The organism is Streptomyces sp. SCA2-17 (genome assembly GCF_044336695.1).
In genome coordinates, this window is the sequence record NZ_CP117521.1 from 3,813,704 (window position 1) to 3,830,511 (window position 16,808).

Below are 16,808 nucleotides of genomic sequence, written 5' to 3' on the forward strand. Positions count from 1 at the left end.
CGGGAGGCGATGAGCAGCCTCTTTGACGACAGCTTCCTGGCGGACCTCGGCCCCGCGGACGAGGAGCACCCCCCGCCCCCGGAGGACACGGCCCCGGAGCCGGTGCCGCACGACCTCTTCCAGGGCGCGTTCGACGTGCCCGTCCCCCGCGAGGCCTACTACCGCGACGGCGCCCACCGGCCCGTCGTGGACCCGGCCGCGCTGCTGGAGGGCATGAACGACCAGCAGCGCGCCGCCGTGGTGCACACGGGCTCCCCGCTGCTCATCGTCGCCGGCGCCGGCTCCGGCAAGACGCGCGTGCTCACCCACCGCATCGCCCACCTGCTCGGCGCCCGGCACGTGCACCCCGGCCAGATCCTCGCGATCACCTTCACCAACAAGGCCGCGGGCGAGATGAAGGAGCGCGTCGAGCAGCTCGTCGGCCCGCGGGCCAACGCCATGTGGGTGATGACCTTCCACAGCGCGTGCGTGCGGATCCTGCGCCGCGAGAGCAAGAAGCTCGGCTTCACCTCCTCCTTCTCGATCTACGACGCGGCCGACTCCAAGCGGCTCATGGCGCTCGTCTGCCGGGACCTCGACCTCGACCCGAAGAAGTTCCCGCCGAAGTCGTTCAGCGCGAAGATCTCCAACCTCAAGAACGAACTCATCGACGAGGAAGCCTTCGCCGCCCAGGCCGCCGACGGGTTCGAGAAGACGCTCGCCGAGGCGTACGCGATGTACCAGTCGCGGCTGCGCGAGGCCAACGCCCTCGACTTCGACGACATCATCATGACCACGGTGCACCTGCTCCAGGCCTTCCCGGACGTGGCCGAGCACTACCGCCGCCGCTTCCGGCACGTCCTGGTCGACGAGTACCAGGACACCAACCACGCGCAGTACACCCTGGTGCGCGAGCTCGTCGGCACCGCGGAGTCCTCGCCCGAGGAGGGCCCGGCCGAGCTGTGCGTCGTCGGCGACGCCGACCAGTCGATCTATGCCTTCCGCGGCGCCACGATCCGCAACATCCTCCAGTTCGAGGAGGACTACCCCGACGCCACGACGATCCTCCTGGAGCAGAACTACCGCTCCACGCAGACGATCCTCAACGCCGCCAACGCGGTCATCGAGCGCAACGAGAGCCGCCGCCCGAAGAACCTGTGGACCGAGGCCGGCGCCGGCCCCGCCATCACCGGCTACGTCGCCGACACCGAGCACGACGAGGCCCAGTTCGTCGCCGAGGAGATCGACCGCCTCACGGACGCCGGCGACGCCAAGGCCGGCGACGTCGCCGTCTTCTACCGCACCAACGCCCAGTCCCGCGTCTTCGAAGAGATCCTCATCCGCGTCGGCCTGCCCTACAAGGTCGTCGGCGGCGTGCGCTTCTACGAGCGCAAGGAGGTCCGCGACGTCCTGGCGTACCTGCGCGTCCTCGCCAACCCCGAGGACACCGTCCCCCTGCGCCGCATCCTCAACGTGCCCAAGCGCGGCATCGGCGAGCGCGCCGAAGCCATGATCGACGCCTTGTCGCTGCGCGAGAAGATCAGCTTCTCGCAGGCGCTGCGCCGCGTCGACGAGGCCTACGGCATGGCCGCCCGCTCGGCCAACGCCGTCAAGCGCTTCAACGTCCTGATGGAGGAGCTCCGCACCATCGCCGAGTCCGGCGCCGGCCCCGCCACCGTGCTGGAAGCGGTCCTGGAGCGCACCGGTTACCTCGCCGAGCTGCAGTCCTCCACCGACCCCCAGGACGAGACCCGCGTGGAGAACCTCCAGGAGCTCGCGGCCGTGGCCCTGGAGTTCGAGCAGGAGCGCGCCTCCGAGGAGGGCGAGAACCCCGGCACGCTGGCCGAGTTCCTGGAGAAGGTCGCCCTCGTCGCCGACTCCGACCAGATCCCCGACGAGGACGAGGAGGGCGGCGGCGTCATCACGCTGATGACCCTGCACACGGCGAAGGGCCTGGAGTTCCCCGTCGTCTTCGTCACCGGCATGGAGGACGGCGTCTTCCCGCACATGCGCGCCCTCGGCCAGACCAAGGAGCTGGAGGAGGAGCGCCGCCTGGCCTACGTGGGCATCACCCGCGCACGCGAGCGGCTGTACCTGACGCGCGCGAGCATGCGCAGCGCCTGGGGCCAGCCCGCGTACAACCCGCCGTCGCGGTTCCTGGAGGAGATCCCGGACCAGTACGTGGAGTGGCGGCGCACCGGCCCCTCGAAGCCGTCGGCGTCGATGAGCTCGATCGGCTCGGGGAGCTCGGGCGGCGGCCTGGGCGCGGGCATCACCTCGGGCTTCACGACGCGCAAGGCGGGGCCGTCCGGCTTCGCCACGCGCCGTGCGAAGGACCGGCCGGTGGTGGCCCTGGCCGTGGGCGACCGCGTCACGCACGACTCGTTCGGGCTCGGCACCGTCGTCGCCGTCAAGGGCAGCGGCGACAACGCAGAGGCCACGGTCGACTTCGGCGAGGAGAAGCCGAAGCGGCTGCTCCTGCGCTACGCCCCGGTCGAGAAGCTGTAGCCGTAGCCCCCGCCCCGGCGGGCGGGGCCGGGTGCGCCGGGCCGTGCCGGGGGCCTACGTCGGGTCGAAGCCGTGCGCCCGCAGCCACGGCAGGGGGTCCACGGCCGAGCCGCCGGGCCGCACCTCGAAGTGCAGGTGCGGGCCGGTGGAGTTGCCGGAGTTGCCGGAGTAGGCGATGACGTCACCGGCCTTGACCTGGCCGGACCGGAGCTTGGTGCTGCTCAGGTGGCAGTACCAGGTCTCGACCCCGTCGGGCGAGGTCACTATGGCCATGTTCCCGTAGGCCACGTTGTACTGGGTGCGGACCGTGCCGTCCGTGGCCGCCATGACGGGCGTGCCGTAGGAGACGGGGAAGTCGATGCCTGTGTGGACCGACATCCAGTTGACGCCGGCCTGGCCGTACATGGCGCTGAGGCCATGTTGCGTGACGGGGAGGGAGTACTTCGGCCGCTCGGCCTCCTTGCGGGCCGCTTCCTCCGCTTTACGTTTCTTCTCCGCTTCCTGGCGCGCCTTGAGGTCGATGCGCTCCTGCGTGCGGTTGGCGCGGGTCGCGAAGTCGTCGGCGCCGTGGCTGAGGCTCGCGAGCTGGGTGTCCAGCTTGCTGTTGGCCATGGCCGGGGCGGGGGCGCTGTCCGGGGCGGAGGCCGCCTGGGGCTTGCTGTCGCTCTGCCCGCCGCCGGAGACGGTCGCGGCGGCGATCCCGGCGACCCCTATGACGGCGGCCGAGGGCACGGCGACGGTCAGCAGGGCCTTGCGGCGGGGGCGGTAGCCGATGCGGGACGGGGCGCTCTTGCGGCGGCCGGACCGGGAGTGGGCGTCGCGTCCGCGGGGCTCGCCGCCGTGGGCGCGGGCCTCACCGGGGGTGTCATCGCCCGGGGCCGGGACGTCGCCGTCGCGGGCCGGGGGGACGAACAGCATGGCCTGCGTCTCGGCGTTCGCGACGGCACCGGCGGGGGAGTCCTGCGGGTCCGCGGCGCTCGCCGTACCGGCCGCGGCCGCCTCCATCGCCTCGATGCCGGAAAGGTCGGTCATGAGGGTCGGGGCGTGCTGCGGCTCGCCGCCGGCCTCGGGGCCCTGGCCGGTGTCCATGGCTGCGTATGCGCTGGTGTCCCAGATCTGGGTCTGCCCGGCGCCGGTGTCCCTCCCCCAGACCTCGTCCGGGCGGTGCCCCCAGCTCTGGGCTCCCGAGGTGTCCCACTGCCCGGACGTGTCCCACTGCCCGGAGGTCTCCCACTGACCCGTCGTGGCGGCTTGCCCCGCGCCGGTGTCCCAGGAAGAGAACTGCCCGGTGCCGCCGGCGTCCCAGCTCTGGCCCTGGGCGTGCGCCTGGGCTTGCGCCTGCGCCTGTGCCCCCGCGGAGAAGTCGGTCTGCCCGGTCATCTCCCAGTGCCCGGAGGTGTCGTAGGCACCGTTCGCGCCCCAGGCGCTCGGCGTCATGGCGCTCGTGTCCCACTGGCCCGTGGGGGGAGTCGCGATGGCACCCGAGGTGTCCCACTGGCCGGTGGAGTCGGCCTGCCCGGTGTCCACGGCGGTGTAGGCGCTGAAGTCCCAGATCTGCGTCTGGCCGGTGGCGCCCCACTGACTGGTGGTGCTGCTCCCCCAGGCCCCGTCCGGGGACTGCCCCCAGCCCGTGGTCTCCCACTGGCCGCTGTCATAGCCGTCGTGCCCGGTGTAGTTGTGCGGTGCGCTCTGCTGACCGTACGACGCGTAGTGCCCGTAGGAGCCGTCCTGAGCGGGGACGGACGGGCCGGGGCCCGCCGCCGGGTGACGGTCGTTCACCACCACGTCTCTTTCGCCGAGGGAGGAGAATTAGCGGCGACTGTACCCGGCGGTACGGTACGGCGACAATCTTCGTCACGTTTCGGGCGGCGGGGGCCCGGGCATTTGGCCGCCTTTTGGCGGACTGAACCCCCGAAAACCGATTTGACGTTCGACTTGCGTTCGGTTTGCGGGCGACTTTCAGGCGACCGAGGCCGCTCCCGAAGCATCCTGTGCCGTTTCTTCCGTGGTCAGGGCCTGTCGTATGCCGGCCGCGACCTCCCAGTGCACGGGCAGTGCCAGGTGCCCCACGCCTGTCACGCGGACATTGCGCGCGCTCAGATCCGGGTGGTCGATGCGCGCGCATTCCACGGGCACCATCAATGGGTCCAGGTCGCTCCAGAAACTGATGAATTGCGTTGCGCAATCCGGTGCGGGGCCCGCGAGTTCGGCGACGACGTCCGATCCCGGGCGCATCTGGCGCACAAGGGGATGCGCGGGCAGCAGCGATGCCGCGCGCGTGCCGGCGTGCGGGGTGCCCAGCGTGACCAGGACCCGGACGCGCACGTCCCCGCCCATCCGCTGGATGTAGTACCGCGCGATCAGGCCGCCGAGGCTGTGTCCGACCACGTCGACCCGCTGCTGCCCGGTGCGGGCGCAGATGTCCTCCACGTGCCGGCCCAGCAGGCGGGCCGCGGTGCGGATGTCGCAGGTCAGGGGCGAGTAGTTGAGGGATTCGACCTGCTTCCAGCCGTGCCGGCGCAGGGATCTGCGCAACAGCACGAACACCGAACGGTTGTCGATGAAGCCGTGCAGCAACAGAACAGGCAGATGACCTTCTTGTTCTGTTTCGACGGATTCGTGCAGTGCGGGCGTGTCGGGCGTGTCGCCGGCGGCCGGAAGCGCGGGGAGCGCCCGGCGCGGCGGCGGCCGCTCCTGCACCACCCCGGTCGGATACAGCAGCAGATGGCCGGTCAGTATCGCCAGCTCCAGCACCGAGGACCGGACGAGCGCGGTCGACGGCCGCAGCAGTGCGGCGAGGATGGTGATGAACGGCAGGGTTCTGGTCCTCATGGCCGGCCTCCCGAACGGCACCCGGGAAGCGCGGCTCTCGTCCCCCGTGTGCGCCCACGGGCAGCTGCGCGCGGCCGGCCGCACCGCTGTGCCGTGCGGCTGTCGGCACAGTGGTGCGGCGGCCTCACCCGCGGCTCCCCTCGCGACCGCCCGGAGACTCGCCGCCCCGGCGACGCGGGTGGCTGGGCGACCCGTAAGACGCGGAAGCGCGCGGACGGTGCGTAGCGACGTGTTGTCCCACGTGTGATTTCCCCCTCGCTCCGCACCGCGAAACGGCCGCGTGCGGGATGCTGGAGATAACGTTCGTTCACATCCCTGGGCGCCGGTTACCGGCGGTCGTACATGGAGGCAGTGATGGGAGTGACCGGTCCGATCCGCGTAGTGGTGGCCAAGCCGGGGCTGGACGGCCATGACCGCGGCGCCAAGGTCATCGCGCGGGCGCTGCGCGACGCGGGCATGGAGGTCATCTACACCGGCCTCCACCAGACCCCCGAGCAGATCGTGGACACCGCGATCCAGGAGGACGCCGACGCGATCGGCCTGTCCATCCTCTCCGGCGCCCACAACACCCTCTTCGCCAAGGTCCTGGAGCTGCTGCGCGAGCGCGACGCGGAGGACATCAAGGTCTTCGGCGGCGGGATCATCCCCGAGGCGGACATCGCACCGCTGAAGGAGCAGGGCGTCGCCGCGATCTTCACTCCCGGGGCCACGACGGCCTCGATCGTGGAGTGGGTCAACGCGAACGTCCGCCAGTCGGCGGAGGCCTGACGGCCCCGGCGGGTCACCCCGCCAGCTCCGCCCGCATCGTGGCCCGCAGCCGCAGCGTGCCGATGAGGCGCTGGAACGCCTCCGCCCAGTACGCGGCGGCCCCGGCATGCCCGGGGGCGTCCGCGGAGGGCTCCTCCGGCAGCAGGGTCAGCGCCTCCAGCCGGTCGGCCTGCGCCGGGTCCAGGCAGCGCTCGGCCAGGCCCATCACCCCGCTGAAGCTCCACGGATAGCCGCCGGCGTCGCGGGCCGTGTCCAGGGCGTCCACGATCGCCCGGCCCAGCGGCTCCGCCCACGGCACGGCGCACACGCCCAGCAGCCGGAACGCGTCCGACAGGCCGTGCGCCGAGACGAACTCCGCGGCCCACTCCGCCCGCTCGTCCGCCGGCAGCGCCGACAGCAGCTTCGCCGGGTCCTTCCACGAGGCGCCCTCCGCCGCGGGCGGCTCCGACGCCGGGCCGAGCAGGGCCCGCGCCCACTCCGCGTCCCGCTGCCGGACCGCGGCCCGGCACCAGGCGGCGTGCAGCTCCGGCTGCCAGCCGTCGGTGACCGGCAGCGCCACGATCTCCGCCGGGCCGCGGCCGCCGAACCGCTCGCGCCACGCCGCCAGCGGGGCCGCCTCCACGATCTGGCTCAGCCACCATGAGCGCTCGCCGCGCCCGGCCGGCGGCTTGACGACGACGCCGTCGCGCTGCATGCCCTTGTCGCACTCGTGCGGCGCCTCCACGACGATCCTCGGGCCCTCGCCGGCGCCCGTGCGGTCCAGGGACACGCAGCTGCGGGCCCGGTCCGCCATCCGGGCCGCGAGCGCCGAGCCCGGCAGTGCGGACAGCAGCTCCGCCGCGGTCGCCCGGACGTTGCGGCTGCGGTCGGAGAGGGTGCCCTCCAGGAACGGCTCGTCCGCCGCGGACAGCCGCTCGCGCAGCACGTCCAGGAACATCAGGCGGTCCTCGGCCCGCTCCGTCGCCCACGAGCCGGCGAGCAGCTCGCGGGCCGCCGCCGGGTCACGCCGCCGTACGGCGGTGAGGAACGCGGCTCGCTCGGCGAACAGTCCTTCCTCCCACACGGCCGTGTCCGTGGGATCCGCGACCGCAGGGCCCCGCAGTGCGTACTTCCACTGCGGGTTGAGCCCGGCCAGCCAGCGGGCCCCCGGGCCGCCGAGCGCGAGCGCCTCCTGCCGCAGGTCCGTACGGGCCCTGGCCGCCTCCAGGAGGGCGGGCAGCAGGGCCTTCGGCGCCTGGTAGCCGTGCCGGTTGGCGGCGGCCAGCCACTGGGGCAGCAGCTCCGTGAGATCCGGGGCGGCGCCGCGGCGCCCGCCTCCGGCCAGCAGCAGGGCGAGGCGGCGCCGGGCCGCGGGGGGCAGCGGCGGCCGTACGTCCTCCGGCGCCGGCTCCGGCCGGGCCCGCGCCACGGCCGCCACGGCCCCGGCGCGCCGCCGCACGGTCTCCACCGCGGCGGCGTCCAGCAACGCCGCCGCCACGTCCTGCCCGTCCCGGGCCACCACGGGCGGCACCCGCCGCCCGGTCCCGAGCAGAGCGGACCCGACGAGCGAGTCCCAGATGTGGTCCATGCGCTTGCCTTTCGTATGCGTACCGGAGGCCCTGAGCGATTCCGGCACCGCCGGGCCTCTTATGTCCGCCGCGGCGGGAGGAAGGGCGCTGGGCTCGGCCCCGCAGCCCCCCGCAGGGGTTTCGGGAAAGGGGTGGGTCAGGGGTAAATCCCTCCGCCGCGGCGGTGATCAGCCATCGCGGCGGTGTCCGGCGGTGCCGTACGGCCTGGGCGGGTTCGGCACCGCCGGGTCGGTTGTGGGCGGTTGCTCGCCGTTGCGGCGGGGGTGTGTGGTCTGGCGGGGTGACCGAGGGGTCGCGGGCCTTGGGGTCCGGGCCTCGCCCCCCGCGGCGGTGTCCGGCGGTGCCGTACGGCCCCCGGCCGTCAGAGTGGCACTGGTTCCGGGGCCCACGTGGCCAGCGGCGTCGCGCCGTCGTGGCCGTATTCCGCGAAGACCGTTATCGGGGTGCCGGCCGATATCGCGGCCAGTTGCCACAGGGGCCGGCTGTCCCGGTGCCTTGGGTCGACCTCAAGGGCGGATTCGCCCTCCGCGTCCGCCAGTTGCCAGCTTCCCGCCTCCGGCGACAGCGGCGGCGGGACCGGGATCACGCCCTCCAGGACGACCGGCCACGCCTCCAGCCACGGGTCGTCGCGCAAAGCCTCCCCGTACGCGGAGAGGGCCGCCTCCACCCCGCCCCCCGGCGGCGGCCCGGGGCTCTCCACGGGCGGTGCGTGACGCGTGCCGAGTGCTGCCCGCAGCGGGCGGGCCGCCGGGTAGTAGACGAGGTCGGCGTCGATGGACAGGCCTACAGGAAGCGACAGTTCGGGAGCCCGCCCGGCCGCCCCGTAAGAGAGGAGCACGGCCATCCGGCCCGAGCCGCGGCCGTGGAGCCAGATGCGGCGCGTGGTCAGCCGGCCGTCGTCGCTGTCCCGCTGGGCCAGGACCAGCCAGTGGTCGCGGACCGGCGGCCCGGACGCGAGCAGCGCCGCGGCGTCCGTGGTCAGGCCCACCCGCGAACGCACCGTCGCGGCCAGCGGATCGGGCAGTTCACCCAGGCGCAGCCAGCCCTGGTTGAGGGTGTGCAGCAGGGCGCACTCCTCCAGCAGCCGCCCCGCACGGTCCGCCCCGGCCCCCCGCAGCGCCGCCAACTCCCGTACCCGCGAGGCCAGCCCCGGCGCCTGGGCGTCGACCATGCGGGCCGCCGTCTCGTCCCACTGCCCGTAGCCCGCACCCTCCGCGGCCGCGAGCCCGCCGCGCAGCAGATCCGTAAGCCGCTGCTCCAACTCCGTGATGCCCGCGGCGATCCGCGTGGCCCGGCGCTCCCCTCGCCGCCGGGCCGCCTCCTCGTCCGCGGGCGCCGCCGGCGCGGCGGCGCCCGGCCCCGCGCTGCCAGGCACCTCGGCGGCCCGCGAGGCCCGCTGCCGCCGCCGGTCCAGCCACTGCCCCGCCCAGCCGGGCGGAGCATCCTGCGTGACCGGCACCGCGGCCTCGTCGGCAGCCCACAACAGCAGCAGTCCCAGCGCGTGCTTGCACGGGAACTTGCGGCTCGGACACGAACAGTTGAAGCCCGGCCCGCCCTCCCCGGACAGATCCACCACCGTGCGGTACGGCGTGCTGCCGCTGCCGGAGCACTCCCCCCAGACCGCGCCCCCGCCCTCCTCCGGGCGCGCCCCCGCACCCGACCACGGACCGGGCACCGCGAGCTTGCTCCCTGCCTTGCGTGACGCGGCGTCAGGCGCCAGTGCCAGCACCGTCTCCGCCGTCCATCGATCCCCCTGCGGATTCATGCCCCACACGCTAGGACCCCCCACTGACAATCGCCCTGACCTGCGGTTTCCACACCTCACGGCCCGTTGTCAGTGGGGTGGTGCAGGGTGGTTCACGCATCCCGGAACCGCACACCGAGGGGGACTTGTGACCGTGCCCGGAGCCGAATCCGCACCCGTATCCGCACCCGTATCCGAAGCCCTGCGACCGCACGCGGAGCACGCCTTCGCCGACGAGCTGAAGGCCCTCGCCGCCGCCGACGACCGGCCCCGCCCCGAGCGCTGGCGCCTCTCGCCCTGGGCCGTCGCCACCTACCTGCTCGGCGGCACCCTGCCCGACGGCACCGTGATCACGCCCAAGTACGTGGGCCCGCGCCGCGTCGTCGAAGTCGCCGTCACCACCCTCGCCACCGACCGCGCCCTGCTCCTGCTCGGCGTCCCCGGCACCGCCAAGACCTGGGTCTCCGAGCACTTGGCCGCCGCCGTCAGCGGCGACTCCACGCTCCTCGTCCAGGGCACGGCCGGCACCCCGGAGGAAGCCATCCGCTACGGCTGGGACTACGCCCGGCTCCTCGCCCACGGCCCGAGCCGCGAGGCGCTCGTGCCCGGCCCGGTCATGCGGGCCATGGCCCAGGGCCTGACCGCCCGCGTCGAGGAGCTCACCCGCATCCCCGCCGACGTCCAGGACACTCTGATCACCATCCTCTCCGAGAAGACCCTGCCCATCCCCGAGCTGGGCGAGGAAGTGCAGGCCGTCCGCGGCTTCAACCTGATCGCCACCGCCAACGACCGCGACCGCGGCGTCAACGACCTCTCCAGCGCCCTGCGCCGCCGCTTCAACACCGTCGTCCTGCCCCTCCCCGCCACGCCCGAGGACGAGGTCGACATCGTCTCCCGGCGCGTCGACCAGATCGGCCGCTCCCTCGACCTGCCGTCCGTGCCCGACGGCGCCGACGAGATCCGGCGCGTCGTCACCGTCTTCCGCGAGCTGCGCGACGGCGTCACCACCGACGGCCGTACGAAGCTCAAGTCGCCCTCGGGCACGCTCTCCACGGCCGAGGCGATCTCCGTCGTCACCGGCGGCCTCGCCCTCGCCGCCCACTTCGGCGACGGCGTGCTGCGCGCGGGCGACGTGGCCGCGGGCATCCTCGGCGCGGTCGTCCGCGACCCGGCCGCGGACCGGCTCGTCTGGCAGGAGTACCTGGAGACCGTCGTCCGCGAGCGCGACGGCTGGAAGGACTTCTACCGCGCCTGCCGCGAGGTCTCCGCGTGACCCGCCCCGGCGCCGGCACCGGCACCGGTCCCTTCCTGCTGGGCATCCGCCACCACGGCCCCGGCTCCGCGCGGGCCGTACGGGCCGCCCTGGAGCAGTGCCGGCCCGCGGCCGTGCTCGTCGAGGGCCCGCCCGAGGCCGACGCGATCGTCCACCTCGCGGACGAGGAGGGCATGCGGCCGCCCGTCGCCCTGCTCGCCCACGCGGCGGACGACCCGGGCCGCGCCGCGTTCTGGCCGCTCGCCGGGTTCTCCCCGGAGTGGGTGGCGATCCGCTGGGCCCTCGCGCACGGGGTGCCCGTACGGTTCATCGACCTGCCCGCGGCGCACACGCTCGCGCTGAGCGGGGACGGGGACAGGGGCGACGGCCGGGACGAAGAGCCGCGCCCCGGCCCGGAGCCGTCCGGCACCCCCGCCCCGCACGCCGCCCCCCGCACCGACCCCCTCGCCGTGCTCGCCGCGGCCGCCGGGTACGACGACCCCGAGCTGTGGTGGGAGGACGCCGTCGAGCACCGCCGCGGCGCGGACGGCGGTGACGCCCTCGCGCCCTTCGCCGCGCTCGCCGACGCCATGGCCGAGCTGCGGACCGCATGCGGTGAGAGCGACGGCGACAGCGACGGCTCCGACGGCGCGCGGGATTTCGTCCGCGAAGCCCACATGCGGCTCAGGATCCGCGACGCCCGGCGGCAGTTCGGCGACGGCATCGCCGTCGTCTGCGGCGCCTGGCACGTCCCCGCCCTCGCCGTGAAGCGGACCGTCACCGCCGACCGGCAGGCCCTCAAGGGCCTGCCCAAGGTCAAAGCCGAGCTCAGCTGGGTCCCCTGGACCCACCGGCGGCTCTCCCGCCACAGCGGCTACGGCGCCGGCATCGACTCGCCCGGCTGGTACGGCCACCTCTTCCACGCCCCCGACCGCCCGCTCGAACGCTGGCTGACCAAGGTCGCCCGCCTGCTCCGGGACGAGGACTTCCCCGTCTCCTCCGCCCACGTCATCGAGGCCGTCCGGCTCGCCGGCACCCTCGCCGCGCTGCGCGGACGCCCGCTCGCCGGGCTCACCGAGACCACCGACGCCGTCAGGGCCGTGATGTGCGACGGCTCCGACGTGCCGCTCGCGCTCGTACGGGACCGGCTCGTCGTCGGCAACGTCCTCGGCGAGGTCCCCGACACGGCCCCCGCCACGCCCCTCCAGCGCGACCTCGCCGGCCTCCAGCGCAGCCTGCGCCTCAAGCCCGAAGCGGACGCCCGCGACCGGGAGTTCGACCTGCGTAAGGACACCGACGCCGCGCGCAGCCGCCTGCTCCACCGGCTGCGGCTCCTCGGCGTCGACTGGGGCGAGCCCGTCCGCCCCCGCGGGGGGACCGGCACCTTCCGCGAGTCCTGGCGGCTGAGCTGGGAGCCCGAGCTGGCGGTCCGGGTCGCCGAAGCCTCCGCCTGGGGCACGACCGTGCACGCCGCGGCCACCGCCAAGGCCGAGTCCCGGGCCGCAGGAGCCGCCTCCCTCGCCGAGGTCACGGCCCTCGCCGAGCACTGCCTGCTCGCCGGCCTGTCCGGCGCGCTGCCCACCGTGATGCGCGCCCTGGCCGACCGCGCCGCGCTCGACACGGACGTCGCCCACCTCGCCAAGGCCCTCCCCGCCCTCGTCCGCGCCGTGCGCTACGGCGACGTCCGCCGCACGGGCACCGCGGCGCTCGGCGAGGTGGCCGAAGGCCTCGCCGAGCGGGTCTTCGTCGGCCTTCCCGCCGCGTGTGCGGGCCTTGACGCGGACGCCGCGGCGACCATGCGGGATCTGGTGGACGAGGTTCACCAGGCGGTGGGCCTGCTGGCCGCGGAGCGGGGGCCCGTCCCGGAGGGACGCAGCAGCCCGGAGTCCGGGGCAGGCCCGGGGCCTGACAACGCGGCCGGAGCCGTCACGGAAGCCGGCACCGGCTCCGGCACCAGCGTCGGCCCCGGCCCCGGCCCCGGCCCCGGCACCCGCTCCGGTGCGAGCTGTCACCCCCGGGGCGGCGCCGCCCCGTCCGCCCTCCGGCACCGCTGGGCCGCCGTGCTCGGCGTGCTCGCCGGGCGGGACGGGCTGCCCGGCGGGATCCGCGGGCGGGCCGTACGGCTGCTGCTCGACGACGGGCTGCTTCCCGGCGGGCGCGCCGCCCGGCTCATGGGGCTCGCCCTCTCCGCCGGTACGGAGCCGGCCGAGGCCGCCGCCTGGATCGAGGGGTTCCTCGGCAGCGGCGGGCCCGGCGGCATGCTCCTCGTCCACGACGAGCGCCTGCTCGCCCTCATCGACGACTGGCTCACCGGCGTGCCGGCCGGCGCCTTCGCCGGTGTCCTGCCCCTGCTGCGCCGCACCTTCTCGTCGTTCGACCAGGGAACGCGCCGTGCGGTGGGTCAGCAGATCCGCCGGGGCGGGCCGGGGACGGCGGGAACGCCGCCCCGCGGCAGCGGGACACGCCTCGACGAGGAACGCGCGGCGGCAGTGCTGCCGACGATGCACCTGCTGCTCGGCATGGCAGACAACAGAGGGGGATCCCGAGGATGACCGCAGAGGCCACGACCCGTACCGACCCCGCCGCCGAGCGCCTCCGCCGCTGGCGGCTCGTCCTCGGCGCCGACCCCGCCGAGCGCACCGGCGGCGGGCTCGCCGCCCTCAGCGGCGCCGACAGCGCCATGGACCGCGCCCTCGAAGCGCTCTACGGAGGTCAGGGAGACCCCGCCGCCCAGGGCTCCGGCCCGCGCGAGGCCGGCCTCGGCGGCTCCGCGCCCCGCGTCGCCCGCTGGCTGGGGGACATCCGTACGTACTTCCCGGCCTCCGTCGTTCAGGTGATGCAGCGCGACGCCATCGACCGGCTCGGCCTGTCGGCCCTGCTCCTGGAGCCCGAGATGCTGGAGGCCGTCGAGGCCGACGTCCACCTCGTCGGCACGCTGCTCTCCCTCCACAAGGCGATGCCCGAGACGACGAAGGAGACCGCCCGGGCCGTGGTCCGCAAGGTCGTCGAGGACCTGGAGAAGCGCCTGGCCGCGCGCACCCGCGCCACCCTCACCGGCGCCCTCGACCGCTCGGCCCGCATCAGCCGCCCCCGCCACCGCGACATCGACTGGGACCGCACCATCCGGGCGAACCTCAAGCACTACCTGCCCGAGTACCGCACGGTCGTCCCCGAGCGCCTCGTCGGCTACGGCCGGGCCGCGCGGTCGGTGAAGAAGGACGTGATCCTCTGCATCGACCAGTCCGGCTCCATGGCCGCCTCCGTCGTCTACGCCTCCGTCTTCGGCGCCGTCCTCGCCTCGATGCGCTCCCTCGACACCCGCCTCGTCGTCTTCGACACCTCCGTCGTGGACCTCACCGACCAGCTGTCCGACCCGGTCGACGTCCTCTTCGGCACCCAGCTCGGCGGCGGCACCGACATCAACCGGGCGCTCGCCTACTGCCAGTCCCGCATCACCCGCCCGGCGGAAACCGTCGTGGTCCTCATCAGTGATCTCTACGAGGGCGGGATCCGGGACGGGATGCTCAAACGGGTGGCGGCCATGAAGGCGGCCGGCGTGCAGTTCGTGACGCTGCTCGCCCTCTCCGACGAGGGCGCCCCGGCCTACGACCGCGAGCACGCGGCGGCCTTGGCGGCCCTCGGCGCTCCCGCCTTCGCCTGCACCCCGGACCTCTTCCCGGAGGTGATGGCCGCGGCCCTGGAGAAGCGCCCGCTGCCCGTGCCCGACCCGGCCGCCGGGATACCGGCCGCGCACGCTCCGTAGGCCGGATGCGTACGGATTCCGTCGCGATCTGTGAGCGTAATCACGGCCGTAGTGTGACCTGTGATTTAGGGCCGCCCCTCCGGCGGGGATAACCTGCGAGACGGACATGCCGCGTCAACGGTGAACGTGTGCCGCCCTCGTAAAAGATCGCGTCGTCACGCTGCCTTGCGGCACGCCCGCGCAGAAGACAACGAACCGCGATATCCATGGAAAAGGGACGGACGCGCGTGGACCTGTTCGAGTACCAGGCGAGGGACCTCTTCGCCAAGCACGGTGTACCGGTGCTGGCCGGTGAAGTCATTGACACGCCTGAGGACGCCCGCGCGGCGACCGAGCGGCTGGGCGGCAAGTCTGTCGTCAAGGCCCAGGTCAAGGTCGGTGGCCGCGGCAAGGCCGGCGGCGTGAAGCTGGCCGCCACGCCGGACGAGGCCGTCGCCCGCGCGACGGACATCCTCGGCATGGACATCAAGGGCCACACGGTCCACAAGGTCATGATTGCCGAGACGGCTCCCGAGATCCTCGAGGAGTACTACGTCTCGTACCTCCTCGACCGGACCAACCGCACCTTCCTCGCCATGGCGTCCGTCGCCGGCGGCATGGACATCGAGGAGGTCGCCGCGACGACCCCCGAGAAGCTCGCGAAGGTCCCGGTCAACGCCATCGAGGGCGTCAGCATCGAGAAGGCCCGCGAGATCGTCGCCCTGGCGAAGTTCCCGGCCGAGGTCGCCGAGAAGGTCGCCGAGGTCATGGTGACCTTGTGGAAGACCTTCGTCGCCGAGGACGCCCTCCTCGTCGAGGTCAACCCGCTGGCCAAGGTCGCGAGCGGCGACGTCATCGCCCTCGACGGCAAGGTCTCGCTCGACGAGAACGCCGAGTTCCGCCAGCCGGAGCACGAGGCCCTGGAGGACAAGGCCGCGGCCAACCCCCTCGAGGCGGCCGCCAAGGCCAAGGGCCTGAACTACGTCAAGCTCGACGGCCAGGTCGGCATCATCGGCAACGGCGCGGGTCTGGTCATGTCGACCCTCGACGTCGTCGCGTACGCCGGTGAGAACCACGGCGGCGTCAAGCCCGCCAACTTCCTCGACATCGGTGGCGGCGCCTCCGCCGAGGTCATGGCGAACGGTCTTGAGATCATCCTCGGCGACCCGGACGTCAAGTCCGTCTTCGTCAACGTCTTCGGTGGCATCACCGCGTGCGACGAGGTCGCCAAGGGCATCGTCCAGGCCCTGGAGCTCCTCAAGAGCAAGGGCGAGGACGTCTCCAAGCCGCTGGTCGTGCGCCTCGACGGCAACAACGCGGAGCTGGGTCGCAAGATCCTGTCCGACGCCAACCACCCGCTGGTCCAGCGCGTGGACACCATGGACGGCGCGGCCGACAAGGCCGCCGAGCTGGCTGCGGCTAAGTAAGGGACGAGGACTCCACAACCATGGCTATCTTCCTCACCAAGGACAGCAAGGTCATCGTCCAGGGGATGACCGGCGCCACGGGCATGAAGCACACCAAGCTCATGCTGGCCGACGGCACCAACATCGTCGGTGGCGTGAACCCGCGCAAGGCCGGCACCGAGGTCGACTTCGACGGCACCGCCGTGCCGGTCTTCGGCTCGGTCGCCGATGCGATGGAGAAGACCGGTGCTGACGTCACCGTCGTCTTCGTCCCGCCGGCGCACGCCAAGGCCGCCGTGATCGAGGCGATCGACGCCGAGATCGGCCTGGCCGTCGTGATCACCGAGGGCATCGCGGTCCACGACTCCGCCGCCTTCTGGGCGTACGCGCAGGCCAAGGGCAACAAGACCCGCATCATCGGCCCGAACTGCCCCGGTCTCATCACCCCGGGCCAGTCCAACGCCGGCATCATCCCGGGCGACATCACCAAGCCCGGCCGCATCGGTCTCGTGTCCAAGTCCGGCACGCTGACCTACCAGATGATGTACGAGCTCCGTGACATCGGCTTCTCCTCCGCCGTCGGCATCGGTGGCGACCCGGTCATCGGCACCACGCACATCGACGCGCTCGCCGCGTTCGAGGCCGACCCGGAGACCGAGCTGATCGTGATGATCGGCGAGATCGGCGGCGACGCCGAGGAGCGTGCCGCGGACTTCATCAAGGCCAACGTCACCAAGCCGGTCGTCGGCTACGTGGCGGGCTTCACCGCGCCCGAGGGCAAGACCATGGGCCACGCCGGCGCCATCGTCTCCGGTTCGTCCGGCACCGCCCAGGCGAAGAAGGAGGCCCTGGAGGCCGCCGGTGTGAAGGTCGGCAAGACCCCGTCCGAGACGGCCCGCCTCGCGCGCGCCGCGCTGGGCGCCTGAGCCTGACGGCTCCTGACGGTTCCGCAGCACGGGCCCGCACCCCGCGAGGGGCGCGGGCCCGTGCGCGTTCCGGGGCGGGGTTC

Annotated in this window: 11 protein-coding genes; 7 read left to right on the forward strand and 4 right to left on the reverse strand. The window is 73.6% G+C overall.

The annotated features are described in order from the left end of the window. The first annotated feature begins 9 nt into the window (after window positions 1-9). Window positions 10-2,487: a DNA helicase PcrA gene (gene pcrA, locus PS271_RS17255; RefSeq protein ID WP_398382733.1), complete on the forward strand. Its 2,478-nt coding sequence runs from the start codon at window positions 10-12 to the stop codon at window positions 2,485-2,487. Between the two features lie 54 nt (window positions 2,488-2,541). On the opposite strand, the gene PS271_RS17260 is transcribed toward pcrA, so the two are convergent. Beyond that, window positions 2,542-4,269, reverse strand: coding sequence for a M23 family metallopeptidase (locus PS271_RS17260; RefSeq protein WP_398382734.1), 1,728 nt, complete (start codon window positions 4,267-4,269; stop codon window positions 2,542-2,544). A 177-nt stretch (window positions 4,270-4,446) separates the two neighbouring features. Beyond that, complete coding sequence (locus PS271_RS17265; protein WP_398382735.1) at window positions 4,447-5,319, reverse strand: esterase/lipase family protein; 873 nt, start codon at window positions 5,317-5,319, stop codon at window positions 4,447-4,449. A gap of 354 nt (window positions 5,320-5,673) precedes the next feature. Between PS271_RS17265 and icmB the strand changes: the two genes are divergently transcribed. Further along, a complete protein-coding gene (icmB, locus tag PS271_RS17270) occupies window positions 5,674-6,087 on the forward strand; it encodes a coenzyme B12-dependent isobutyryl CoA mutase small subunit (protein WP_367135157.1) in 414 nt (137 codons plus the stop codon). A 13-nt stretch (window positions 6,088-6,100) separates the two neighbouring features. On the opposite strand, the gene PS271_RS17275 is transcribed toward icmB, so the two are convergent. Together PS271_RS17275 and PS271_RS17280 are read right to left on the reverse strand one after the other, a co-directional pair. Continuing rightward, window positions 6,101-7,654, reverse strand: a complete 1,554-nt coding sequence (locus tag PS271_RS17275; protein WP_398382736.1) for a DUF5691 domain-containing protein — start codon at window positions 7,652-7,654, stop codon at window positions 6,101-6,103. Between the two features lie 362 nt (window positions 7,655-8,016). Further along, window positions 8,017-9,420 carry an SWIM zinc finger family protein gene (locus PS271_RS17280; protein WP_398382737.1) on the reverse strand — a complete coding sequence of 468 codons (1,404 nt, stop codon included), beginning with the start codon at window positions 9,418-9,420 and terminating at the stop codon, window positions 8,017-8,019. A 127-nt stretch (window positions 9,421-9,547) separates the two neighbouring features. Here PS271_RS17280 and PS271_RS17285 point away from each other — a divergent pair, with 127 nt between their 5' ends. The 5 genes from PS271_RS17285 (at window position 9,548) to sucD (ending at window position 16,725) form a co-directional block, all read left to right on the forward strand. Beyond that, window positions 9,548-10,672, forward strand: a complete 1,125-nt coding sequence (locus PS271_RS17285; RefSeq protein WP_398382738.1) for an ATP-binding protein — start codon at window positions 9,548-9,550, stop codon at window positions 10,670-10,672. Next, a complete protein-coding gene (locus PS271_RS17290) occupies window positions 10,669-13,203 on the forward strand; it encodes a DUF5682 family protein (protein ID WP_398382739.1) in 2,535 nt (844 codons plus the stop codon). The genes PS271_RS17285 and PS271_RS17290 overlap by 4 nt, the downstream gene beginning before the upstream one ends. Next, window positions 13,200-14,414, forward strand: a complete 1,215-nt coding sequence (locus PS271_RS17295) for a VWA domain-containing protein (protein ID WP_398382740.1) — start codon at window positions 13,200-13,202, stop codon at window positions 14,412-14,414. The genes PS271_RS17290 and PS271_RS17295 overlap by 4 nt, the downstream gene beginning before the upstream one ends. 227 nt (window positions 14,415-14,641) lie before the next feature. Beyond that, window positions 14,642-15,820, forward strand: coding sequence for an ADP-forming succinate--CoA ligase subunit beta (gene sucC, locus PS271_RS17300; RefSeq protein ID WP_367135169.1), 1,179 nt, complete (start codon window positions 14,642-14,644; stop codon window positions 15,818-15,820). 20 nt (window positions 15,821-15,840) lie between these two features. Beyond that, complete coding sequence (gene sucD, locus PS271_RS17305; protein WP_398382741.1) at window positions 15,841-16,725, forward strand: succinate--CoA ligase subunit alpha; 885 nt, start codon at window positions 15,841-15,843, stop codon at window positions 16,723-16,725. The last annotated feature ends 83 nt before the right edge of the window (window positions 16,726-16,808 follow it).

Bases quoted from the DNA above. Each gene is read 5' to 3' on its own strand.
- pcrA (WP_398382733.1), top strand. From the start codon at position 10: ATGAGCAGCCTCTTTGACGACAGCTTCCTGGCGGACCTCGGCCCCGCG.
- PS271_RS17265 (WP_398382735.1), bottom strand. From the start codon at position 5,319: ATGAGGACCAGAACCCTGCCGTTCATCACCATCCTCGCCGCACTGCTG.
- icmB (WP_367135157.1), top strand. From the start codon at position 5,674: ATGGGAGTGACCGGTCCGATCCGCGTAGTGGTGGCCAAGCCGGGGCTG.
- PS271_RS17275 (WP_398382736.1), bottom strand. From the start codon at position 7,654: ATGGACCACATCTGGGACTCGCTCGTCGGGTCCGCTCTGCTCGGGACC.
- PS271_RS17280 (WP_398382737.1), bottom strand. From the start codon at position 9,420: ATGAATCCGCAGGGGGATCGATGGACGGCGGAGACGGTGCTGGCACTG.
- PS271_RS17295 (WP_398382740.1), top strand. From the start codon at position 13,200: ATGACCGCAGAGGCCACGACCCGTACCGACCCCGCCGCCGAGCGCCTC.
- sucD (WP_398382741.1), top strand. From the start codon at position 15,841: ATGGCTATCTTCCTCACCAAGGACAGCAAGGTCATCGTCCAGGGGATG.